Here is a 20,212-nt window from a genome sequence, read left to right as displayed (position 1 = left end):
CCGTGGTCGACCGGGCTGGGTCCGCTTTTGGGCTCCGCCGGGCAGCCCTGACGTGGGAGGAGTCGATCACCGCCCTCGACCAGTCCAGCTTGTCCTTCGACCGCAGTTTCTCCAGCAGCAGCACATGCAACTGGTCCCGGACGCCGGCCTCGTTCCAGGCCGCCAGGCGCCGCCAGCAGGTCATACCCGAACCGAAGCCCAGCTCCTGGGGCAGGTACTCCCACTGGATTCCCGTGTGCAGGACGAAGAGGATCCCGCACAGCGCCTGCCGGTCAGGCACTCGAGGTCTGCCCTCGACCAGCTTCGGCGGAGGCTTGGGCAGCAACGGCTCGATGAGCGACCACAGTTCATCGGAGATGATCCAAGGCCGCGACTGACGTTTCCCCACAACCAGACCAACGAACAGACAAGCCAACAGTCACATGATCAACAGCTTTTGTTAGAGCTAGTAAGAGTTGTCCCGCAACACTGGGCTCGTCCCCAGCGCCTGCTGAGCTGCCTGCTCGCGCCCCTTCGCGCTGGGGCCTAAAGGAAGGCGCTCAGTCCAGAGCAGCGGTCACCGCCTCAGACACCATCGCTCCCGCCTCCTGGATCCGCTGGCGCATTTTCCCTTCGTACAGCCATGCGCAAGCCTCGATCGCTGGAAAGAGTTCGGCGAGAATCAACGCCGCACGCTTCGGTACGTGGGTTCCTTCCCTCCACGCCGTCCCGCAGCGATCGATCTCCTCCTGTAGCTGAAGGAGCGCCTGCTCATCGAACCCCTCGTTCATGCGCAGGGGGATCACGAAACGATTCGCCGCCTCTTCCAGACGACTGACCAAGTCTGTCTCCATGTGTGCCTCCGTCTCGGGCAGTTCGCAGCACGGTGGGAGGACCTTCTCGTGGCTGGTGTGATCACGGCGTCACAGCCGTCCTGGATAGGCCCGTTCACCGGGCTGAGCCCCGCGCTGCTTCGGCAAGCTGGTTACCGCCCTGCGTCGCGAGGGAGCGGACACGGTCCGCCGAGGTCGGCCGTGGAGCCTGCCCCTGGAGGACCGCGTCCTGCTGGTCGCGGCGTACTGGCGCACCAACTTGACACTGCGCCAGCTCGCGCCGCTGTTCGGAATCTCGAAGTCTGCGGCCGACCGCATCATCAACCGAATCGCACCGCTGCTCGCACTGAGGCCGCGCCGACGGTTCCGCAAGGACACCGTGCTCATCGTGGACGGCACCCTGGTACCCACACGTGACCATGCGGTGGCGGAGCAGTCGAAAAACTACCGGTACTCCACCAACCACCAGGTCGTCATCGACGCCGATACACGGCTGGTCGTCGCAGTTGGCCGGCCTCTACCTGGCAACCGCAACGACTGCAAGGCATGGGAGTTGTCCGGAGCCAAGGCCGTCGTCGGCAACACCACGGTGATCGCTGACGGCGGATACCGCGGCACTGGCCTGGTGATCCCGCACCGCCGTGAACCAGGCCAGGCCGAACTCCCGGCCTGGAAAGAGGAGCACAACCGCTCACACCGCAAGGTCCGCGCCGGCGTCGAACACGCCTTCGCCCGCCTGAAGAGCTGGAAGATCCTCCGCGACTGCCGCCTCAAGGGCGACGGCGTTCACCACGCCATGCTCGGCATAGCCCGACTGCACAACCTCGCGCTCGCCGGATAGACCGACCCAAGGTGGGCATCCTCGATGCTGACCATGCCGAGTCAGTTGATCATTGCGGGACGGCCTTTAAAATCGGCAGCGCCATTCGCTGAAAGGCAGCAATATCCACGTCGAGTTGACGTGGTCTCTCTGGTGTTGTTGATCCTGCTCAGTCTCTCTGTGCGATCCTCCTCAAGGAAATCCACCTATGTGTCGATCCGCGATACCCCCCGCCCATTTCCGTCCCCGGTTGGCTGTCCCCTATGGTCTGCTCGCCGACTCCGTGCCTGTCTGGGATCTGGCGGAGACAGACGGACGGGTGGCGCCTTGACCGCCGGTGGGAGCAACCGGCTGCTGACGCCGGAAGAAGTGGCTGTATGGCTCAGGGTCAGCGAGATCACCGTCAAGAACAAGTACCGCGCCTGGGGGCTCAAGCCGCAGAAAGTCGGGCGCCTCCTGCGCTTCCGAGAGCGCGATGTCGTGACCTACCTCGATCGCAATTACGGGTGAGCTTGACGCCCAGATCCCAAGACCGAAAGGACGCCACTTGGCCACCGTCTTCCAGAAGTGCAAGACCGACGACAAGAATAAGAACTATCCGTGTGAGAAGACCAGATGCGGCCACCCCTGGACGGTCAGATACCGGGAGCCGGGAGGCCGGTCCGGTCGGCAACGCGAGAGGTCATTCCCGACCAAGCGCGAGGGCGACGACCACGGCGTAGAGATGGAGAGCGTCAAGCGGGAAGGCACGTACCTCGATCCCAAGCGGGGCGCCGTACCGCTCCGGACGTACGCGGAGGCGTGGCTCGAACTGCCCCTGCTGCCGAGCCGGGCTGTGGATGAGATGCTCCTCCCGTCTGCTCACCAGGTGCAGGACATCGCGGACGAGTTCCGCCGGGAGTGGGCGCTCTCCGTCTAGCTTCCGTAAGGTAGTGAATACCCTGGGTTACGAATGGTCGCCTCGCGACCTGCGCCACTGGTTCGCCTCGACCGCGCTCAGCAATGGCTTGCCACTCTTGGACGTGTCCCGGTGGCTGGGGCACAAGAGCATCACGGAGACGGCGGACACGTACGGGCACCTCACCCCTGACGCCACCGGCCGGGCGGTCATGGTGATGGATGCGGCGCTGACCCTGCACCGTGCTGACTTGGCGCTGACTGGGGTGGCGTGATCTAGCGTTTCCGCAGGTCGGACGGCCACCTTCGATATGTTCGATTGACATATGTCTGCGATTTGGAGGGCGAGTCGCCCCTCGGGTTGGCCACGCGGATCACGACAGAGCGTGCCACGCCTTGGACAGAGCCTGGCGGAACTGATCCGTCTGGTGTGCGCTGAGCCCGCGCACCATGCGTTCCTCCAGCTCACGTACCGCGTCGGTGTACCGCGCCAGTAGCTCGCGCCCCTCGTCGGTGAGCAGGATCAGCAGCTCGCGCCGGTTGTGTGGATTGCGCTCGCGGCGGATCAGTCCACGGTTCTCCAGTGAGCGCACCAGGTCGGCCATCGACTGCGCGGTCACGAAGGAGTCCCGCGCGAGCTGTGCCGCCGAGAGGCCGTCGTGTCGCTCCAGCACGGTCAGTGACGTGTACTGCAGTGCGGTGATCCCCGACGGCTTCACCAGTTCGTCGAGGTGGGAGCGCACGACGAGCTCCACCTGCTTGACCATGTAGAGCAGGGACGGAGGTGCCTTCGTTGCCTGGGTGCCGACCATGGGTCCAGCCTAAGCCATTGACAGGATTCCTGTCCGTAACGAGACTGCGGACCGACAGGAATCCTGTTGGTTGAAATCTTGGCGATCAAGGCTGAGGAGTGGGCAATGACGACCACCTTCGAGAGCGGGCCCGGGCGGCTGTTCATCGGCGGACAGTGGCGCGAGGCGGCCGACGGAGCGCGTACGGACGTGATCGACCCGTCCACCGGCCAGGTGGTCACGACGGTCGCCGAGGCGGGTGCGGCGGACGTGGACGCCGCCGTACGCGCCGCGCGGGAGGCCTTCGACCACGGCCCCTGGGCCGGTCTGAGCGGACGGGAGCGGGGCAGGGTGCTGCACCGCGTCTCGGAGCTGATCCGCGAGAACGCCGACGAGCTCGCCGCCCTGGAGAGCCTCGACGTCGGCAAGCCCATCTCGCTGTGCCGCCCCGTCGACGTGCTCACGGCGGCCGACGAGTACGAGTACTGCGCCGCGCTCGCCCAGACCCTGGACGGCGCCACCCGCGACACCCCGCTGGGCGCCTTCGCCTACACGCGCCGGGGGCCGCTCGGCGTGGTCGCCGCGATCACACCCTTCAACTTCCCGCTGATCCTCTCCAGTTCGAAGCTCGCCCCGGCCCTCGCGGCCGGCAACACCGTGGTGCACAAGCCCGCCGACGAGACCCCGCTCAGCGCCCTGTACATGGCCCGCCTGCTCCAGGAGGCCGGGGTCCCGGACGGTGTGGTGAACGTCGTCACCGGCAGCGGACCGGTCGCGGGCGAGGCACTGCTGCGCAACCCCGGCATCGACAAGCTCGCCTTCACCGGTTCGACCGCCGTCGGCCGGCACGCCGCGAGCGTCGCGGGCCAGGCGCTCAAGCCGGTCACCATGGAACTGGGCGGCAACGCGGCTCACGTCGTCTTCGAGGACGCCGACCTGGAGAAGGCGGTCGGCGCGGTCATCAAGGGATTCGTCTTCAACACCGGGCAGTTCTGCATGGGCGGCCCGCGGCTGCTGGTGGCGCGCTCGGTGTACAGCACCCTGCTGAACATCCTCGCCGACGCCGTGCCCGGCGTCCCGGTCGGCGACCCCCGCGCCCCCGAGACCGTCGTCGGTCCGATGGCGGGGGAGCGGCACCTCCGGAAGGTCGAGGAGTACGTCGAACTGGCCCGCAAGGAGGGCGCCCGCATCGTCTGCGGCGGCGAGCGGCTCGACCTGAACGGCGGCTACTACTACAAGCCCACGGTCCTCGCGGGCCTGCCGAACGACTCCCGCGTGATCCAGGAGGAGATCTTCGGCCCGGTCCTCACCGTCCAGCCCTTCGACTCCGAGGACGAGGCCGTCGAACTGGCCAACTCGACCCCGTACGGCCTGGCTTCGGGCATCCAGACCACCGACCTCACCCGCGCGCACCGCGTCGCCGACCGGCTCCAGGCGGGCATCGTCTGGATCAACGACTGGGCGATGCTCGACCCGGCGGTCCCCTTCGGCGGGGTCAAGGACTCCGGCTTCGGCCGGGAGTACGGGCCCGAGGCCCTCGCCTCCTACACCAAGGTCAAGTCCGTCGTCGTCTCGCTCGACTGAGCCGCGCACCATCACAAAAGGGAGTTCGTACGATGTCCACCCCCACTCGCGCGGCCGTGGTCGAGTCCTCAGGCGCGCCGTTCACGCTCGCCGATGTCGAACTCGACGAGCCCGGCTCCGGCGAAGTCCTCGTCCGTATGGTGGCGACCGGCCTGTGCCACACCGACCTCGGTGTGGCGGGCGGCGGTCTGCCCTTCCCGCTGCCCGGCGTCCTCGGCCACGAGGGAGCGGGCGTCGTCGAGGCCGTCGGCCCGGACGTCGGCGGCGTTGCCCCCGGCGACCATGTCGTCCTGTCCTTCACCTCCTGCGGTGGCTGCCGCAACTGCCGTGACGGGCACCCCGCCTACTGCGCCACCTGGCTGCCGCTGAACCTCATCGGCGGCCGGCGCGCCGACGGCACCAGCACGATCAGCCGTGCCGGGGCCCCGCTCGGCGGGCACTTCTTCGGGCAGTCCTCCTTCGCCGAGCGGGCGCTGGTCGACGCGCGCAGCCTGGTGAAGGTCGACCCCGATGTGCCGCTGGAGTCCGTCGCCCCCCTGGGCTGCGGGGTGCAGACCGGGGTCGGTGCGGTCTGGAACGTGCTGAAGCCCAGGCTCGGCGACACCCTCGTCGTGCTCGGTGCCGGGGCGGTCGGCCTGTCCGCGGTGATGGCCGCCGCCCTGACCCCCGCCACGAGGATCATCGTGGTCGACCGGGTCGCCGAACGTCTCACCCTGGCCGAGGAGTTGGGTGCGACGCACACGATCGACGCGGGCGAGGCCGACCTCGGCGAGGCTGTCGCGCTGCTGACGGACGGTCACGGTGCCGACGGTGTCGTCGAGACCACCGGCAGCGTCGCCGTACTGCGCCAGGGCGCCGACGCGCTCGCCGCGCGCGGCACCCTGGTCGTGGTCGGCGCCCCGCCCTTCGGTACCGAAGTCGCCCTGGACGTCAACGGGTTGATCCCAGGAAAGCGGATCGTCGGCCTCACCCTGGGGGACGGCGAGACCCAGACCTTCATCCCCGGGCTGGTCCAGCTCGTGAAGGAGGGGCGGCTCCCGCTGCACCGCCTGATCAGCCACTATCCGTTCGCGGACATCGAGCAGGCGGTGCGGGACATGAAGGCGGGCAAGACGATCAAGCCCGTACTGACCTTCTAGTCGACAACCCGTACTTGCCCTCTAGTCGACCGTGAGCACGAGCTTCCCCGTGGTCCGGCCGGTGTCGCCGAGCGCGTGCGCCTCGGCGGCGTCGGCCAGGGGGAACGTCCCGGCGATCGTCGCGCGCAGCTTGCCCGCGTCGACGAGGTCCGCGACCGCCCGCATGCCCGCGTGGTCCGCCTCCACCAGCATCCGCGCCGCCCGCACACCGAGCGCCGCGGCTTCCTTGTAGAGCTCCTCCGGCCCCATCGGCAGGATCGACACCACGATCCCGCCCTCGCGCAGCACACGCAGCGAGCTGAAGGTGTTCTCCCCGCCGATCGTGTCCAGGACGACGTCGACGTCCCGGACCGCCTCGGTGAAGTCGGTCTCCCGGTAGTCGATCAGCTCGTCGGCGCCGAGGCCGCGCAGGAACTCGTGCTTGCCCGCGCTCGCCGTGCCGATCACATACGCGCCGCGCGCCTTGGCGATCTGTACGGCCACATGCCCGACGCCGCCGGCCGCGGCGTGGATCAGCACCCGCTGCCCCGGCCGCAGATCGGCCGTGTCGACCAGCGCCTGCCAGGCGGTCAGCGAGACCAGCGGCAGGGCGCCCGCCTCCGTGTGGTCGATCCCGGCCGGCTTGGGCGCGAAGGAGCGGGCGGACGCGGTCACGTACTCGGCGTGCGAGCCGTGCCCGAACGGGTAGGGCAGCATGCCGAAGACCTCGTCGCCGGGCTCGTACAGGGTGACGCCGACCCCGACGGCCTCCACCACTCCGGAGACGTCCCAGCCCAGGACGAAGGGCGGCTGCCCCAGGAATCCGCCCGTCGCCCGGTGCTTCCAGTCGGTCGGGTTGACCCCGGCCGCCCGCACCCGCACCAGTACCTCGCTCGGCCCGGGTGCCGGCCGCTCCGTCTCCACTTCCTTGAGTACCTCGGGCCCGCCGAGGACGTCCTGACTGATCGCGCGCATCGTGTTCGCAGTGCTCATGAAGACAGCGTGCCGGGCCGGCGCGCTCCGCGAAATGGCAAGATTGCCAACCTTCGATAGGATCGTGCCATGAGTCGAGTGGAGCGTGTGGAGCGCGTGGTCGTCCTGGCGCTGGACGGTGTCTACCCCTTCGAGCTGGGCATCCCCAGCCGGATCTTCGGCGCCGCGGACGGCCGGTACGAGGTGCTGACCTGCACCGTCGACGGTCGCCCGGTGCGCTGCAACGCGGACTTCTCGGTCACCGTCGAGCACGGTCCCGAGGTGCTGGGCACGGCGGACACGGTGGTGATCCCCGCCATGGACCCGGCCGCCGTGACCGCGGAGCTCCCCGCCGAGGTCACCGCCGCGCTCGCCCTCATCCGCCCGGGCACCCGCATCGTCTCCATCTGCACGGGCGCGTTCGTGCTGGCGGCGGCCGGTCTCCTGGACGGGCGGCGGGCGACCACGCACTGGCAGCTGGCCGACGATTTCCGGCGCCTGTTCCCGCGGGTGTCCCTGGACGCGGACGTGCTCTTCGTGGACGACGGCACGATCCTCACCTCCGCCGGTGCCGCCTCCGGCGTCGACGTCTGTCTGCACATCCTGCGCAACGACCACGGCAGCGAGCTGGCCAACAAGGTGGCCCGGCGCTGTGTGGTGCCGCCCTGGCGCGACGGCGGTCAGGCCCAGTACATCGAGCAGCCCGTGCCGGACACGGCGGCGACCAGCACGGCGGCGACCCGTGGGTGGGCTCTCGCCCGACTGGGTGACCCGCTGACCCTGGCCGATCTCGCGGGACACTCCCGCATGAGCCTGCGCACCTTCGCCCGCCGCTTCAACGACGAGGTGGGCATGAGCCCCGGCCGCTGGCTCATCCAGCAGCGCGTCGTCCGGGCCCGCCATCTGCTGGAGTCCAGCGACCTCTCGGTGGACCAGATCGCCGGCGAGGTCGGTTTCGCGACGGGCACCTCGCTCCGCCAGCACCTGCACGCGGCGATCGGCGTCTCGCCGGGGGCCTACCGGCGCACGTTCCAGGCGGCTCGCTGAGCGACGATCGCTCGTCGTCCCCCGTGCGATCGCTCGCCGTCCCCCCGTACGCTCGCTCAGCGCCCCCCGTACGAACGATCACGGTCCCTCGTGCGTCGGAGGAGGGACAGCGAGCGTTCGTCGAACAGGGGGCGGGATGCGCAAAGGGATCGTGGCGGCGGTGGCGCTGGTGGGACTGGCGGCGGTGGGGTGCGACGACGACGGGGTGCGCGAGGGCCTCGTCGTCACCGGTACGCCACCGGCGACGCCGTACGCGGGGCGGCTGGACCTGCCGTTCAGGGAGAGCGCGGACGGCAGCGCCCGAGAATTCGAGGAGAGCTCGGGCGCGGCCGGCCGGGCGTTGGAGTGCGACGGCGCGATCTACTCGGGAGGTGGGGGCGACGGGTGGGCCGAGCGTGACGGCGGCTCGACGCCGGAGGAGGGCCTGAACGCGTACTTCGACATGGACCAGCCCGAACTGCCCGATCACGGCTACCGGGTGGAGCGCAGGTCGGCGGGCCGCGTCCTGTTCTCGTACGACGTCGACGGCAGGACCAAGATCGCCGTTGTCGTCGCCAAGGACCAGCCGGACCGCCCCGGTTGGGGCCCGGAGACCAACGCCTCCTGCGACCCGGCCGAACTCCCCGCGAGTTTCACGGACGACAGGTTCGAGATCTGGACCGACCGGGACGGCCGTCGCCTGCCCACCACGACGGTGAGCAGCTCGACGGGGCCGGAGCACTGCGATTGGCAGAGCGTCCACTTCCTCGCGTTGGGCGGGCGCAAGGACGTCAGGCAATACGCCCGTGATCCGCACGGGGTGCTCGGGAGCGAGCTGCTCACCGCGGCGTACAAGGGGGACGTCCGTATGCCCGCAGTCGCGCACGACACCGGATACCGCTTCCATGACTGGGCGCTCTGGCTGACGGACGACAAGGCCACGGCGTACGTACGCACGAACCACGGGGTGGAGGCATGGCCCGCCACGAAGGAGCGGGTGGCCTGCAAGTGAGACTTCAGCGGCTCATGTGCAGGGCGACCAGCAACTGCCAGACCTGGTCGGCGACTTCCTCCGGGGTGCCCTCAAGGAGTCCGTGCAGCCAGTCGGCGAGCACCCCCGCGAACGTGGCGGCGACCGCGGAGGCCACCAGCGGGGCGTCCGCGGCGCCCGCGAGGGTGCGCTCGGCCAGGCTGCGGGCGCGCAGGTCGCGATGGAGGACGTGCCCGAGCGGGCCGCCCCCACCCGGGCTCAGCAGCGCGCGGTAGAGGCCGGCGTGCGGGGCGAGGTCGGCGAAGAACGCGAGCAGGGCGGGCGGCGCGGACACCGGGTCGGGCCGCCCGCGCCACGCGTGCAGCGCCTCCACGGCCTCCCGTACGACATCGGCGCAGGCGTCGACGGCCAGTGCCTCCAGGTCGGCGTAGTGCACGTAGAAGGTGGCCCGGCCGACCCCGGCCCGCCGCACCAGCGCGGCGACGCCGACCTCCTCCAGCGGGTGCTCGGCGCACTCCGCGAGGAGCGCCCGGCGCAGCTTCTCGCGGGTGCGGGCGGCCCGCGGGTCCTCGGGCGTCACCGCGCGAGCAGGACGGCGGCCAGGGCGAGCGCGCCGGGCAGGGCCTGCGCGAAGAGGATGCGGCGGTTGGCGGTGAGCGCCCCGTACACCCCGGCGACCACGACGCACACCAGGAAGAAGACCTGGACGCGGAACCCGGTCGGATCGGCGGCGATCAGCCCCCACACCAGGCCCGCCGCGAGAAACCCGTTGTAGAGCCCCTGGTTGGCGGCCAACGGCGCGGTCGCCCGGGCCATCTCCGGGTCGAAGCCGTGCAGGCCGCGCCCCGGCTTCTTCTCCCACAGGAACATCTCCAGCACGAGTATGTACGCGTGCAGCGCGGCCACCAGGCCCACCAGCACGTTCGCGACCGTCTCCATCGTCAGCAAGCTCCCTCGTACACGGTTGTCCACGGTGTCCCTGGACGGATATTTCCTGGACAGGTGTCCACTATAGCTGGACGACTGTCCAGGAAGTCACGGGGCGCTTCAGGTTGCCCCGCGCGCCCCCTGGGGTAGCGATGCTGCGTTTTCCGTTGCCGGAGGGGGAGTTGACGTGTCGGGCAGCCTCGCGCCGGGTGGTTGGAGCGGGAGTGAGCGGGGCATGTGGGCCGCGTTCCGCAGGGGGGAGTGGTACGCGGACGGGGGCGAGGTCCGGGCGTCGGTGGTGCGCCGGCTGCTGCTCGCGCCGCCGCCCGCCGAACCGGGCCACCTGCCGAGGCTCAGGCTCAGGGACGTACGGATCACCGGGCGCCTCGACCTGGCCGAGGCGGTCGTCACGGGGACACTACGGCTGCGCTCCTGCCGTTTCGAGCAGGTCCCCTGCCTCGACGGCGCGTCCCTGGGGGCGCTGGAGCTGCGCGACTGCGTACTGCCCGGCCTCTCCGCGGTCGGCGTCACGATCGGCCGGCAGTGCGAGCTCACCCGGTGCCGGGTGGAAGGTCCCATCGATCTCTACGGCGCCTCGATCGGCGGCACCCTGCACCTGGAGGACAGCACGCTCACCGGGCACGGCGAGCGCCGCGGCGAAGGCGCGCTGCAACTGCTGTGCGCCACCGTCGGAGGGGACATCCAGGCGGGCTCGGGCCTGCGCGTCGACGGCTGCACCGACCTGCGGGACACCTCCGTGCGGGGCAGTGTCGTGCTCAAGCGCGCCGAGCTGCGCAACCCGACCGGGATGGCGCTGAAGGCCAACCGGCTGCACATAGGGGGCGACCTGAACTGCCGCGGCGGCCTCGTCGCCGAGGGCACGGTCGATCTGTGCGACGCCCGGGTCGGCGGCGGCGCGCTCTTCGAGGACGCCTCGCTGACCGCTGAGCACGGGCCCGCGCTGCGCGCCCACGGCATAGACGTCGGGGCCGAGTTCAACCTCTGCGACGGTTTCACCGCGCACGGCCGGCTCTCCATGAGCAGCGTCACCGTACGCAGCCGGTTCTGCTTCAAGGACGGGCTCATCGACGCCCCCGTCGGACAGCCCGCCCTCCTCAGCCGCCGCTCCACCGCCTCCGAACTCGACATGCGCTTCCGCGCACCCGTACGCGGCACCGTCGACCTCAGCCACACCCGCGTCACCGTCCTGAGCGGCACCCCGGACAGCTGGCCCACGGCGCTGCGCATGGAGGGCGTGGTCTACGACAGCCTGCTGCCCCAACTCCCCGCCGCGCAACGGCTTCCCCTGCTCGGCCGCGACCCCGAGGGCTTCACCCCGCAGCCCTACGAGCAACTGGCCGCCGCCTACCGCCAGCACGGGCACGACGGCGATGCCCGTACGGTCCTGCTCGCCAAGCAGCGGCGGCTGCGCACCACCCTGCCGTGGCCGGGGCGGGTGTGGAGCGGCCTCCAGGACATCACCGTCGGCTACGGCTATCTGCCGATGCGCGCCGTGTGGTGGCTGTGCGCGATCGTGCTCAGCGGGATCCTGCTGTTCACCCGCTGGCCCCCGCAGCCCGTCGACCCGGGCAAGCCGCCCCGCTTCCAGGCCGCCATCTACACCTTCGACCTGGTACTGCCGCTCGTCGACTTCGGACAGGAGCAGGCGTTCAGCCCGCGCGGCGGACTCCAGTGGGCGGCCGCGGTCCTGGTCTGCCTCGGCTGGCTGCTCGCGACGACGGCGGCCGCGGGCGCCAACCGCACACTCCGCAGGGCGTGAGTGTCACCGAGCCTCGGCGGCCCGCCGCAGCGTCAGCGCCCGCAGCGCGAGCTGCATCTCGAACTGGGCCGTCGGATCGTGGAGCCGCTCGCCGAACAACTCGTCCAGCTGCCGCATCCGATAGCGCACCGTCTGCGGGTGCACGGCGAGCCGCGCCGCCACCTCACTCGCGTTGTGGCCGCTCTGCAGCCAGGTCAGCAGCGTCTCGGCGAGCCGCTCCCGCTGCGGCGAGCGCATCCGCTCCAGCGGGCTCAGACGGCGTTCGGCCATCGCGTCCACCAACGCCTCGTCCCGGAAGAGCAGGAGCGTGGCCAGGTGCTCCTGGCAGCGCACCATCTCCGTGTCGGGCAGGATGCCCCGCCGCACCAGCTCCAGCGCCTCGGCCGCCCAGCGCAGCGACCGGGCGCCCTCGTGCAGCGCCACGGTGGGCCCCATCGCCGTACGTAACCCGTGCAGCGCCCCGGAGACCGCCCGCGCCCGCCCCGGCCCCTCCGGATCGGGCACGACGAGGACGGCCGGCTGGACGTCGAACCGGGCGAGGAACTCCGGCGGCACGATGGGCCGCGCCGCCGCGGGCCGCGGCCCGCGGTCGATCGCGACCACCGCCAGCGCCCTCGGCACCGGCCACCCCGCGGTGTGCGCGAGCTCGCTGATCGCCTCGGCCGACGCCGGCGGATCGGCGGTGAGCAGATCGAGGAGCCGGGCCCGCCGCTGCTGCAACTCGCCCGCCCGGTGCAGCCGTGCCTCCGTGTAGCCCGCGGTCGTCGCGGCCGCCATCTCGTCCAAGTGCAGGAACAGCGCCTCGCCGAACGCGGCCAGCACATTGCGCGGCAGCAGTTCGGCGTCGACCAGCGCGTTGATCCGACGCCATGTCACCCGCGCGCCGAGCCGCAGCGCGGACTGGAACGAGTCGAGACTGCGCCCCTCGTCCGCCTCGCCCCGCCCGATGCGCCGGTAGGTCTCCTTCACCGGCTCCCAGTCGGTGTCCGGCTGCGCCATCCGCTCCAGGAACCCCTGCAGGGCGTGCTCGACACCCCGCCGCACGACCTGCATGTACGTGTCGTCCGTCGGGCGCGCGTACTCCGGGATCTCGGTCTTGATCGCCCGTACGACCTCTTCCCTGATGTCGGTGAAAAACGGCCGGAGATGGTGGTGCAGGCCAGAAGGGATCGCCTTGAAGGGGCCGTTGGGCTCCTCGCCCGTCTCCTGGGCGGCCACCGCGTCCGTCGCGTCCGCCACGGAGTCTGTCGCCTCGACCGCTCCGCGGCCCGCGTCCTCGCTCTGCGAGGTGGGGAATCCGGTCATCGCTGCGGCTCCCTTCTGCGGGCGCGGTCGGGGGCTCGGAGACGATACCGGCAATTGACGTGCTCCCTGGCCTAAAGTCCAGGGATTCCGGCCTGGGTCTTCTGACCCTTCCGGGGGCTTCCTGCTTCAACGCGCTGTGCCGGGACTTTCGTCCTGGTCTTACCGGCGCTCTGCGAGGCGTTTGGCGTCTCCGTCCGTCCGGCGGCGACGATACGGCGTCCTTCGAAGAGGACGTTGCGGGCTGCGTTGTGGTCGCGGTCGTGCACGGTGCCGCACGCGCCGCACGTCCACTCCCGGACGTGCAGGGGCTTGGGGCCGTCACGGAATCCGCAGGCCGAGCAGACCTGAGAGGACGGGAAAGCGCGGTCCACCCTGGCGAAGGTGCGGCCGTGCCTGACCGCCTTGTACTCCAGCATGCCGACGAACGCGGACCATCCCGCGTCGTACACGGACTTGGCGAGCCGGGTGCGGCCGAGACCGGACACCGCGAGGTCTTCCACATACACCGCTTGGCTGTCACGGATGATCTGTGTGGATGCCTTGTGGTGGAAGTCCCGGCGCCGGTCCGCCACCCTGGCGTGCTGGCGGGCGACCTTGATACGGGCCTTGGCCCTGTTCTTCGAACCCCTGGCCTTGCGGGACAGCTCCCGCTGAAGGCGCTTGAGTTTCTTCTCCGCCCGGCGCAGGAAGCGGGGGCTGTCGATCTTCCGGCCGTCGGACAGGACCGCGAAGGCGGACAGGCCGAGGTCGATACCGGACTCCGCCTCCAGCCCGGGGAGGATGTCCGGCTCGGTGTCGACGACGAAGCTGAGGAAGTACCGGCCACAGCTGTCCTTGGTGACGGTCAGGGACGTGGGCGCGGCCGGTAGCCGCCGGGACCACTTGACCTTGAGGTTGCCGACCTTGGCCACGTATACCGTGCCGTTCTCCTGGAGACAGAAGGCGTTGGTGTTGAGGCGGATCGACTGACGGGTGTCTTTCTTCGACTTGTACCGGGGCGGCCCCACCTTCCGGCCCTGCCGCTTGCCGTTGATCGAGTCGAAGAAGTTCTTGTAGGCGGTGTCCAGGTCCCGGAGGGACTGTTGCAGGACGACCGCTGACACGTCGGCGAGCCAGGCCCGTTCCTCGGTGCGCTTGGCCTGGGTGATGCGGAGCCGGGACAGATCCGCCGACGTCACATACGGCAGCCCGGCCGCGTGTGCTTCCTTGCGGTCGCGCAAGCAGTCGTTCCAGACCACGCGGGCGCACCCGAACGCCTGGGCCAGCGCGCGGCGCTGGGCGGCATCCGGGTAGGCCCGGTAGTTGTAGCGGAGCTGCACAACCACGATCCTAAATACGACTGGTCTCATGGATGACGAGAACGGCTACAGACGTGGCAGGCACGTCATTTCAGCGATGCATGTGCACTTGGTCTTCGTGACGAAATACCGGCGAGGGGTCTTCAACGACGAGATGCCCACACGCCGCGAAGAGATCATGCGCAAGGTGTGCGAGGACTTCGGGGCGGAGCTGAAGGAGTTCAACGGCGAACGCGATCACGTCCACCTCCTGATCAACCACCCGCCCAAGGCCGCCGTCTGCAAGCTGGTCAACAGCCTCAACGGCGTCTCCGCCCGCCGGATACACCAGGAGTTCACCGACCACATCAACCACGCCATCATGCACGGGCACCTGTGGTCGCCCTCGTACTTCTCCGCCTCCTGCGGCGGAGCGCCGTTGGCGATCGTCCGCCAGTACATCGAGCAGCACAAACGCCCACTCTGAGGTTGCGCGTCAGTGCAGTGTTGAGATGCATTCATCCCCGGCGTGAACGCCGGGGCCTTCTGCAAGATGCCCGGTAACGAGCCGCGCCCCGTCAACGGCGGACAGACGTGGGTGTGTGGATGGTCACTCGGTGACAACGGGGACCCGACGGCACCGGCGGTCGACGGCCCGGAGCCCCCGCGGATTGGCCCCGGGCGCCGAATCGAGGCCCGGTCTTTGTCAGCCGACTGACAGAAGCCGGGTGACGAACTGTCAACACGTCGTCTAACCGGACCGGCACCCCTCGGCGGACGCTGGGCCCGTCCCCTTGCTTGCCCACCCCGCCGGACAACAGCCGCACCGTCCCCACGAGTTGGAGCCACCCCATGACCCCCGCCCGGCCGCCCGCCGACGCACCACTGACGGACCACCTGCGGCACTGGGCCCGCCACCGCCCGCAGCAACGCGCCTTCAGCCACGTCGACTTCCCCGACACCGCGTCCCCGGGACAGCACCGCACCCTCGGCTGGCGAGCCCTGGACGCCCGCGCCCGCGCCGTCGCCGACCGGCTGGTGACCCTCGCCGCGCCCGGTGACCGGGCCGCCCTGGTCATGCCCCAAGGACTCGACTACGTGGCGGCCTTCCTCGGCTGCCTCTACGCACGCGTGATCGCCGTACCGCTCTTCAGCCCCAGGCTCCCCGGTCACGCGGGCGGACTGGCGGCCGTCCTCGCCGACTGCGAACCCGGCTGCCTGCTCACCGACTCGGCCACCGTCACCGCGGTCGACGCCTTCGTCCTGGACCACGCGCTGCCCGCCGTACCGGTCGTCCCCGTCGACCGGCTCCCCCTCCAGCGCTTCGCCTTCGACGAGGTCGAGGCCGCGCCGGTCCCCGACGACATCGCCTATCTCCAGTACACCTCGGGCTCCACCCGGGACCCCGTGGGCGTGATGATCAGCCACGCCAACGTCGTCGCCAACGCCCGCCAGGCCATCGACGCCTTCGCGGGCGACCTCGACGATCCCGGCGCCACCACGGCCGTCGGCTGGCTGCCCCTCTTCCACGACATGGGCCTGGTCCTCAGCGTGGCCGCGCCCGTCCTCGGCGGCTTCCCCTCCGTCCTGATGGACCCGGCGGCCTTCCTGGAGAACCCCGCGCGCTGGCTGCGCCTGCTGAGCGCGTACGACGGCACGATCAGCGCCGCCCCCAACTTCGCGTACGACTACTGCGTGGCCCGCACCGACCCCGCCGTGGCCGACGAGCTGCGCCTCGACCGCGTACGCGCCCTGATCAACGGCAGCGAGCCGGTGCGGCCGGGCACCATCGACCGCTTCCGTGCCGCCTTCGCACCCGCGGGCCTCGACCCGGCGGTGCACTGCCCCGCGTACGGACTCGCCGAGGCCACCGTGTTCGTGTCGGCGGACGCGCCCACGGCGGAGCCCACGACGGTGGCGTGCGACGCGGGTGCGCTCGCCGAGGGGCGGATCGAGAGCGCACAGGACCGGGCGGGCGCGGCGGCCGTGCTCGTGTCCTGCGGCGCGCCCGTCGGCCAGGAGGTGCGGATCGTCGACGCCGAGGGCGCCGCGCTGCCTCAGGGGCGGGTCGGCGAGATCGAGCTGCGCGGGCCCAACATGGGGCGCGGCTACTGGAAGCGCGCCGATCGGACGCTGCTCGACCCGGGGGGTTGGCTGCGCACGGGCGACTACGGCGCTCTGCTCGACGGACGGCTGCTGGTCACCGGCCGCCTCAAGGACGTGATCATCGTGGACGGACGCAACCACTACCCCCAGGACATCGAGGAGACCGTCCAGAGCGCGGTGGACCTCGTCCGCCGGGACCGGCTGGCCGCCTTCGGCGTGACCCGCGCCGACGACACGGGCGAGGAACTCGTCGTGGTCGCCGAACACCGCCGCGAACTCGACCCCACCGAGGAGGAGACCCGCGCGAGGGAACGCGACGTACGCGCCGCGGTCTTTGCCCGCCACGGACTGCGGCTCGCCGCGCTGCTGCTCGTCCCGCCCGGCTCCGTGCCCCGCACCAGCAGCGGCAAGGTGGCCCGTGCGGCCTGCCGGGCCCGCTTCCTCGACGGCGACTTCGATCCCTGGTGAGCCCCACGCGTACGGCGTACCGCCCGGAGGCCGGACGGCACTCGTACTGCGGCAAGGGGAGTCAGGCTCCCGACGCCGCGTGGACGCGCTCACCCCCCACATAGGTCAGGGCGACCTTCGCGGAAGCGATCTCCTCCGGCGGACCGGCGTACGGGTCGCGGTCCAGCACCACGAGATCGGCCAGCGCCCCGGCCCGTACGCTCCCGGTGTCGTCGAGGTGGTTGGCGTACGCCGAGCCCGCCGTGTACGCCATGAGGGCGGCCGTCAGGTCGATGCGCTCGGCCGGCAGGAACACCGGCCTGGTCCCGTCCGGGGCCACCCGGTTGACCGCGACGTGGATGCCCTGGAGCGGGTCGGCGCTGCTGACCGGCCAGTCGCTGCCCGCGGCGAGCCTCGCCCCGGACCGCAGCAGCGCCCCGAACGGGTACTGCCAGGAGGCCCGTTCGGGCCCGAGGAAGGGCAGGGTCAGCTCGTCCATCTGCGGTTCGTGCGCCGCCCACAGGGGCTGGATGTTGGCCGTGGCACCGAGACGCGCGAAGCGGGGTACGTCGTCGGGGTGCACCACCTGGAGATGGGCGAGGTGCGGACGCGTGTCGCTGCGCCCGTTGGCCCTCCGCGCCGCCTCCACGGCGTCCAGGGCGTCGCGTACGGCCCGGTCGCCCAGCGCGTGGAAGTGACACTGGAAGCCGAGCGCGTCCAACTCGGTGACATATGACGGAAGTCGAGCCGGATCGATGAAACTCTTCCCCCGATTGACGGTGGCGCAGCCGCACCGGTCCAGATAGGGGTCGAGCAGCGCGGCCGTGCCGTTCTCGGCGACCCCGTCCAGCATCAGCTTGACGCTGCTGGCGCGGAACCGGCCGTGGCTCGACGCGGCCCGCCGTTCGACGAGTTCGGGTATCTGCTCGGCCCCACGCTCCCGGTCCCACCACAGCGCGCCGACGACACGCGCGGTCAGCGAACCGTCGCGGGCGGCCGTCAGATAGGCGTCCGACGGGTCCTCCATCCCCACGAACGCGCCGACCAGCGCGTCCTGCCAGGCGGTGATGCCGAGCGCGTGCAGCTCCCGCTGGGCACGCAGCAGCGCGGCGAGCCGGTCCTCGGCGGTGGCCCGGGGAGTGTGCCGGCCGACGTGGTGCATGGCCCCTTCCTGGAGCATCCCGTTCGGCTCGCCCGAGGCGTCCCGCTCGAAGCGCCCGTCGGCCGGGTCGGGCGTGTCCCGGGTGACGCCCGCGAGCTCAAGGGCGCGGCTGTTGACCCAGGCGCCGTGGTGATCCCGGTTCGGCAGGTACACAGGCCGGTCCGGTACGACCGCGTCCAGCAGCTCCTTGGTCGGCGTACCGCCCGCGAAGGCCTCCATGGACCAGCCGCCGCCCGTGATCCACTCCCGTTCCGGGTGCGCGTCGGCGTAGGCCCGTACGGCGGCGAGGGTCTCCTCGGCGGTCTTCGCCCCCGTGAGGTCGCACTGACTGAGCTCCAGCCCCGCCGGGACCGGGTGGACGTGGGCGTCCTGGAAGCCCGGCAGGAGCAGCCGTCCCGCCAGGTCGACCACCTCCGTCTTCGGGCCGACCAGGTCGTGGACCTCGGAGTTTCCGACGGCGGTGATCCGGTCGCCGGTGACGGCGACGGCTGTCGCGCCGCGGCCTTCGGGGCCCCTGGGACCCCCGGGACCCTCGTGGCTCTCGGGGGTGAGGACCGGGCCGCCGGTGAAGAGGAGATCGGCGTGCATGTGCATCTTTCCTTAGTTGGATGTGGCCAGTAGTTGGGGCGCGTCGGCGTCGGTGCCGTGCCCCGTACGGAAGTAGGGGGACTTACGGACCCACTTCGCCCACGCGGCGGCCAGGAAACCGGAGGCGATCATCAGGGTGGGGGTGAGCAGCAGGAACCAGCCGTTGTCCGCGCTGACTTCGAAGTGGTCGGTGGAGGTGTAGAAGGACCAGGCGAGATAACCGCCGAGCGTGAGCAGGGCCGCCGCGCTCAAGGAGGGCAGGACCACCGCCCGTATCCCCTGCCGCCAGTCCTCCCGCAGCAGGCCCCGGAAGCGGGCGGCGGCCGCGAGGGCGGTGAGCGCGTAGGACAGCGCGACGACGATCCCGACCGCGTTCACCGTCGCCATGATCATGTCGGCGAGACGGGGAATCACCAGGGCGAGGGCGGCGACCACCGTCGCCAGCGCGCCGATCAGCAGCGTTCCGGTCGCCGGAGTCCCGTACCGCGCGCTGACCTTGGACCACACCGGCCCGAGCGTACGGTCCCGGCTCATCGCGAACATGCCGCGAGCCGTCGGGATCACCCCGGCCTGCAGCGAGGCGACGGCCGAGAACATCAGGGCCACCAGCGGCAACGCGGCCAGCGGCTGGGAGGCGAGCCGGTCACCGAAGAACGCCAGCCCCTGCGCGCCGTGCCCGGCCAACTCCTGCTCGGACAACACGCGTTGGAAGGCGACCGAGCCGAGGAGGAACAGCCCCAGCATGGTGACCAGCGTGATGAGCCCGGCCCGTGAGGCGTCGCGCGGGTCGCGCACCTCCTCGTTCACGGTGAACGCCGCCTCGAAGCCCCAGTAGCAGAACACCGACAGCAGCAGCCCCTGCGCCAGCGCCGACGCCGAGGGAATCGCGAACGGGTCGAACCAGCTCAGCCGGAACGGGTGCGGACCGGTGACGATGCCGTAGCCGCAGAAGCCCAGCAGCACGACGTACTCGAAGACGAGCAGCCCGCTCTGCAGCCGGGCCGCGGTCCTGACCCCGGTGACCGCGGTGAGGGTGACGGCGACGAGGACCACGATGCCCACCGCGGTCGTCTGGGCGGTGGAACCCGGGTCCAGCACCAGCCCCGCCACCGTGTGCAGCCCGGCCTCACCGGCCAGTTGGAGCATCGCCGAGCCGGTCACGGCCGTGGTGTACGCGAGGAACGCCACCGTGGCCACGATGTTCACCCAGCCGACGAGGAAGCCGAGCCAGGGGGTGAGCGAACGGCCCACCCACACATAGCCGTTGCCCGCGTTCGGCTCGACCCGGTTCAGCCGGCTGTAGGCGCCCGCGATCCCGAGGATCGGCAGGAAGGCCAGCAGCATGATGGCGGGCAGATGCAGCCCGACCACGCCGGCCGTCACGCCCAACCCGATGCCGATGCTGGTGGTGGCCGCCGTGCTGGAGGCGGCGATGGCGACGCCGTCCACGACGCCGAGCGACTTGCGCAGGGACGGGGGGTCCTCACCGTAGGGCTGCTGCGTCATGGCCTGCTCCGATCGCACCCAGGGGGCCTGATTCCGGCCCGATGACCGGAAATGAAACTGCCCGGGGCCTTAACAGGTCAACGCCGTTGACATAAGGTGCCCG

Annotated in this window: 19 protein-coding genes and 2 pseudogenes; 11 read left to right on the top strand and 10 right to left on the bottom strand. The window is 70.7% G+C overall.

Going from position 1 to position 20,212, the window contains the following annotated elements:
- Both AQJ27_RS00970 and AQJ27_RS00965 read right to left on the bottom strand, forming a co-directional pair.
- Positions 1 to 388: pseudogene (locus AQJ27_RS00970) on the bottom strand (transposase); the annotation flags it as partial.
- Positions 389 to 539: 151 nt separating this feature from the next.
- Complete coding sequence (locus AQJ27_RS00965) at positions 540 to 833, bottom strand: hypothetical protein (RefSeq protein ID WP_067360208.1); 294 nt, start codon at positions 831 to 833, stop codon at positions 540 to 542.
- A 48-nt stretch (positions 834 to 881) separates the two neighbouring features.
- Between AQJ27_RS00965 and AQJ27_RS00960 the strand changes: the two are divergent.
- The 4 genes and pseudogenes from AQJ27_RS00960 to AQJ27_RS00945 all read left to right on the top strand — a co-directional run bounded on the left by AQJ27_RS00960 (position 882) and on the right by AQJ27_RS00945 (position 2,804).
- A pseudogene (locus tag AQJ27_RS00960) lies at positions 882 to 1,653 on the top strand (transposase).
- A 306-nt stretch (positions 1,654 to 1,959) separates the two neighbouring features.
- A complete protein-coding gene (locus tag AQJ27_RS00955) occupies positions 1,960 to 2,142 on the top strand; it encodes a helix-turn-helix domain-containing protein (protein ID WP_079064719.1) in 183 nt (60 codons plus the stop codon).
- 37 nt (positions 2,143 to 2,179) lie between these two features.
- A complete protein-coding gene (locus AQJ27_RS57195; protein WP_067360206.1) occupies positions 2,180 to 2,551 on the top strand; it encodes a hypothetical protein in 372 nt (123 codons plus the stop codon).
- Between the two features lie 13 nt (positions 2,552 to 2,564).
- The gene (locus tag AQJ27_RS00945) at positions 2,565 to 2,804 is read left to right on the top strand and encodes a tyrosine-type recombinase/integrase (RefSeq protein ID WP_067360204.1); all 240 of its coding nucleotides are present in this window, start codon (positions 2,565 to 2,567) and stop codon (positions 2,802 to 2,804) included.
- Positions 2,805 to 2,903: 99 nt separating this feature from the next.
- On the opposite strand, the gene AQJ27_RS00940 is transcribed toward AQJ27_RS00945, so the two are convergent.
- A complete protein-coding gene (locus AQJ27_RS00940) occupies positions 2,904 to 3,341 on the bottom strand; it encodes a MarR family winged helix-turn-helix transcriptional regulator (RefSeq protein ID WP_067360202.1) in 438 nt (145 codons plus the stop codon).
- Between the two features lie 105 nt (positions 3,342 to 3,446).
- Between AQJ27_RS00940 and AQJ27_RS00935 the strand changes: the two genes are divergently transcribed.
- Together AQJ27_RS00935 and AQJ27_RS00930 are read left to right on the top strand one after the other, a co-directional pair.
- Positions 3,447 to 4,904, top strand: a complete 1,458-nt coding sequence (locus tag AQJ27_RS00935) for an aldehyde dehydrogenase family protein (protein WP_067360200.1) — start codon at positions 3,447 to 3,449, stop codon at positions 4,902 to 4,904.
- A gap of 32 nt (positions 4,905 to 4,936) precedes the next feature.
- A complete protein-coding gene (locus AQJ27_RS00930; RefSeq protein ID WP_067360195.1) occupies positions 4,937 to 6,043 on the top strand; it encodes an NAD(P)-dependent alcohol dehydrogenase in 1,107 nt (368 codons plus the stop codon).
- Positions 6,044 to 6,064: 21 nt separating this feature from the next.
- Here the strand turns inward: AQJ27_RS00930 and AQJ27_RS00925 are convergent, their stop codons facing one another.
- Positions 6,065 to 7,015 carry an NADP-dependent oxidoreductase gene (locus AQJ27_RS00925; protein ID WP_067360193.1) on the bottom strand — a complete coding sequence of 317 codons (951 nt, stop codon included), beginning with the start codon at positions 7,013 to 7,015 and terminating at the stop codon, positions 6,065 to 6,067.
- A gap of 69 nt (positions 7,016 to 7,084) precedes the next feature.
- Here AQJ27_RS00925 and AQJ27_RS00920 point away from each other — a divergent pair, with 69 nt between their 5' ends.
- Both AQJ27_RS00920 and AQJ27_RS00915 read left to right on the top strand, forming a co-directional pair.
- On the top strand, positions 7,085 to 8,041 hold the full coding sequence (locus AQJ27_RS00920; RefSeq protein WP_067360191.1) for a GlxA family transcriptional regulator: 957 nt from the start codon (positions 7,085 to 7,087) through the stop codon (positions 8,039 to 8,041).
- A gap of 136 nt (positions 8,042 to 8,177) precedes the next feature.
- Positions 8,178 to 9,032, top strand: coding sequence for a hypothetical protein (locus AQJ27_RS00915; RefSeq protein ID WP_067360189.1), 855 nt, complete (start codon positions 8,178 to 8,180; stop codon positions 9,030 to 9,032).
- A gap of 4 nt (positions 9,033 to 9,036) precedes the next feature.
- Here the strand turns inward: AQJ27_RS00915 and AQJ27_RS00910 are convergent, their stop codons facing one another.
- Positions 9,037 to 9,591, bottom strand: a complete 555-nt coding sequence (locus AQJ27_RS00910; protein WP_067360187.1) for a TetR/AcrR family transcriptional regulator — start codon at positions 9,589 to 9,591, stop codon at positions 9,037 to 9,039.
- Positions 9,588 to 9,950 carry a DUF1304 domain-containing protein gene (locus AQJ27_RS00905; RefSeq protein ID WP_067360185.1) on the bottom strand — a complete coding sequence of 121 codons (363 nt, stop codon included), beginning with the start codon at positions 9,948 to 9,950 and terminating at the stop codon, positions 9,588 to 9,590. Before AQJ27_RS00905 ends, AQJ27_RS00910 begins: the two co-directional genes overlap by 4 nt.
- A gap of 175 nt (positions 9,951 to 10,125) precedes the next feature.
- Here AQJ27_RS00905 and AQJ27_RS00900 point away from each other — a divergent pair, with 175 nt between their 5' ends.
- Positions 10,126 to 11,718, top strand: coding sequence for an oxidoreductase (locus tag AQJ27_RS00900; RefSeq protein ID WP_159064305.1), 1,593 nt, complete (start codon positions 10,126 to 10,128; stop codon positions 11,716 to 11,718).
- Positions 11,719 to 11,721: 3 nt separating this feature from the next.
- Here the strand turns inward: AQJ27_RS00900 and AQJ27_RS00895 are convergent, their stop codons facing one another.
- The gene (locus AQJ27_RS00895; protein WP_079064717.1) at positions 11,722 to 13,023 is read right to left on the bottom strand and encodes a PucR family transcriptional regulator; all 1,302 of its coding nucleotides are present in this window, start codon (positions 13,021 to 13,023) and stop codon (positions 11,722 to 11,724) included.
- Positions 13,024 to 13,094: 71 nt separating this feature from the next.
- Entirely contained in the window at positions 13,095 to 14,342 is a 1,248-nt protein-coding gene (locus AQJ27_RS00890) for an RNA-guided endonuclease InsQ/TnpB family protein (RefSeq protein WP_067360180.1), read from the bottom strand.
- 28 nt (positions 14,343 to 14,370) lie between these two features.
- Here AQJ27_RS00890 and tnpA point away from each other — a divergent pair, with 28 nt between their 5' ends.
- Both tnpA and AQJ27_RS00880 read left to right on the top strand, forming a co-directional pair.
- Positions 14,371 to 14,787, top strand: a complete 417-nt coding sequence (tnpA, locus tag AQJ27_RS00885) for an IS200/IS605 family transposase (RefSeq protein WP_067360178.1) — start codon at positions 14,371 to 14,373, stop codon at positions 14,785 to 14,787.
- Between the two features lie 365 nt (positions 14,788 to 15,152).
- Positions 15,153 to 16,874, top strand: a complete 1,722-nt coding sequence (locus AQJ27_RS00880) for a fatty acyl-AMP ligase (protein ID WP_067360176.1) — start codon at positions 15,153 to 15,155, stop codon at positions 16,872 to 16,874.
- Between the two features lie 61 nt (positions 16,875 to 16,935).
- On the opposite strand, the gene AQJ27_RS00875 is transcribed toward AQJ27_RS00880, so the two are convergent.
- Together AQJ27_RS00875 and AQJ27_RS00870 are read right to left on the bottom strand one after the other, a co-directional pair.
- Positions 16,936 to 18,603, bottom strand: coding sequence for an amidohydrolase (locus AQJ27_RS00875; protein ID WP_067360174.1), 1,668 nt, complete (start codon positions 18,601 to 18,603; stop codon positions 16,936 to 16,938).
- Between the two features lie 12 nt (positions 18,604 to 18,615).
- Positions 18,616 to 20,109 carry an APC family permease gene (locus AQJ27_RS00870; RefSeq protein WP_067360172.1) on the bottom strand — a complete coding sequence of 498 codons (1,494 nt, stop codon included), beginning with the start codon at positions 20,107 to 20,109 and terminating at the stop codon, positions 18,616 to 18,618.
- Positions 20,110 to 20,212 lie beyond the last annotated feature (103 nt).

Origin of the sequence: Streptomyces olivochromogenes, from assembly GCF_001514115.1 — a bacterium.
Taxonomy (GTDB): domain Bacteria; phylum Actinomycetota; class Actinomycetes; order Streptomycetales; family Streptomycetaceae; genus Streptomyces; species Streptomyces olivochromogenes.
Note: the sequence above shows the minus strand (reverse complement) of the source record. Positions and strands in the feature narration are given on the sequence as shown.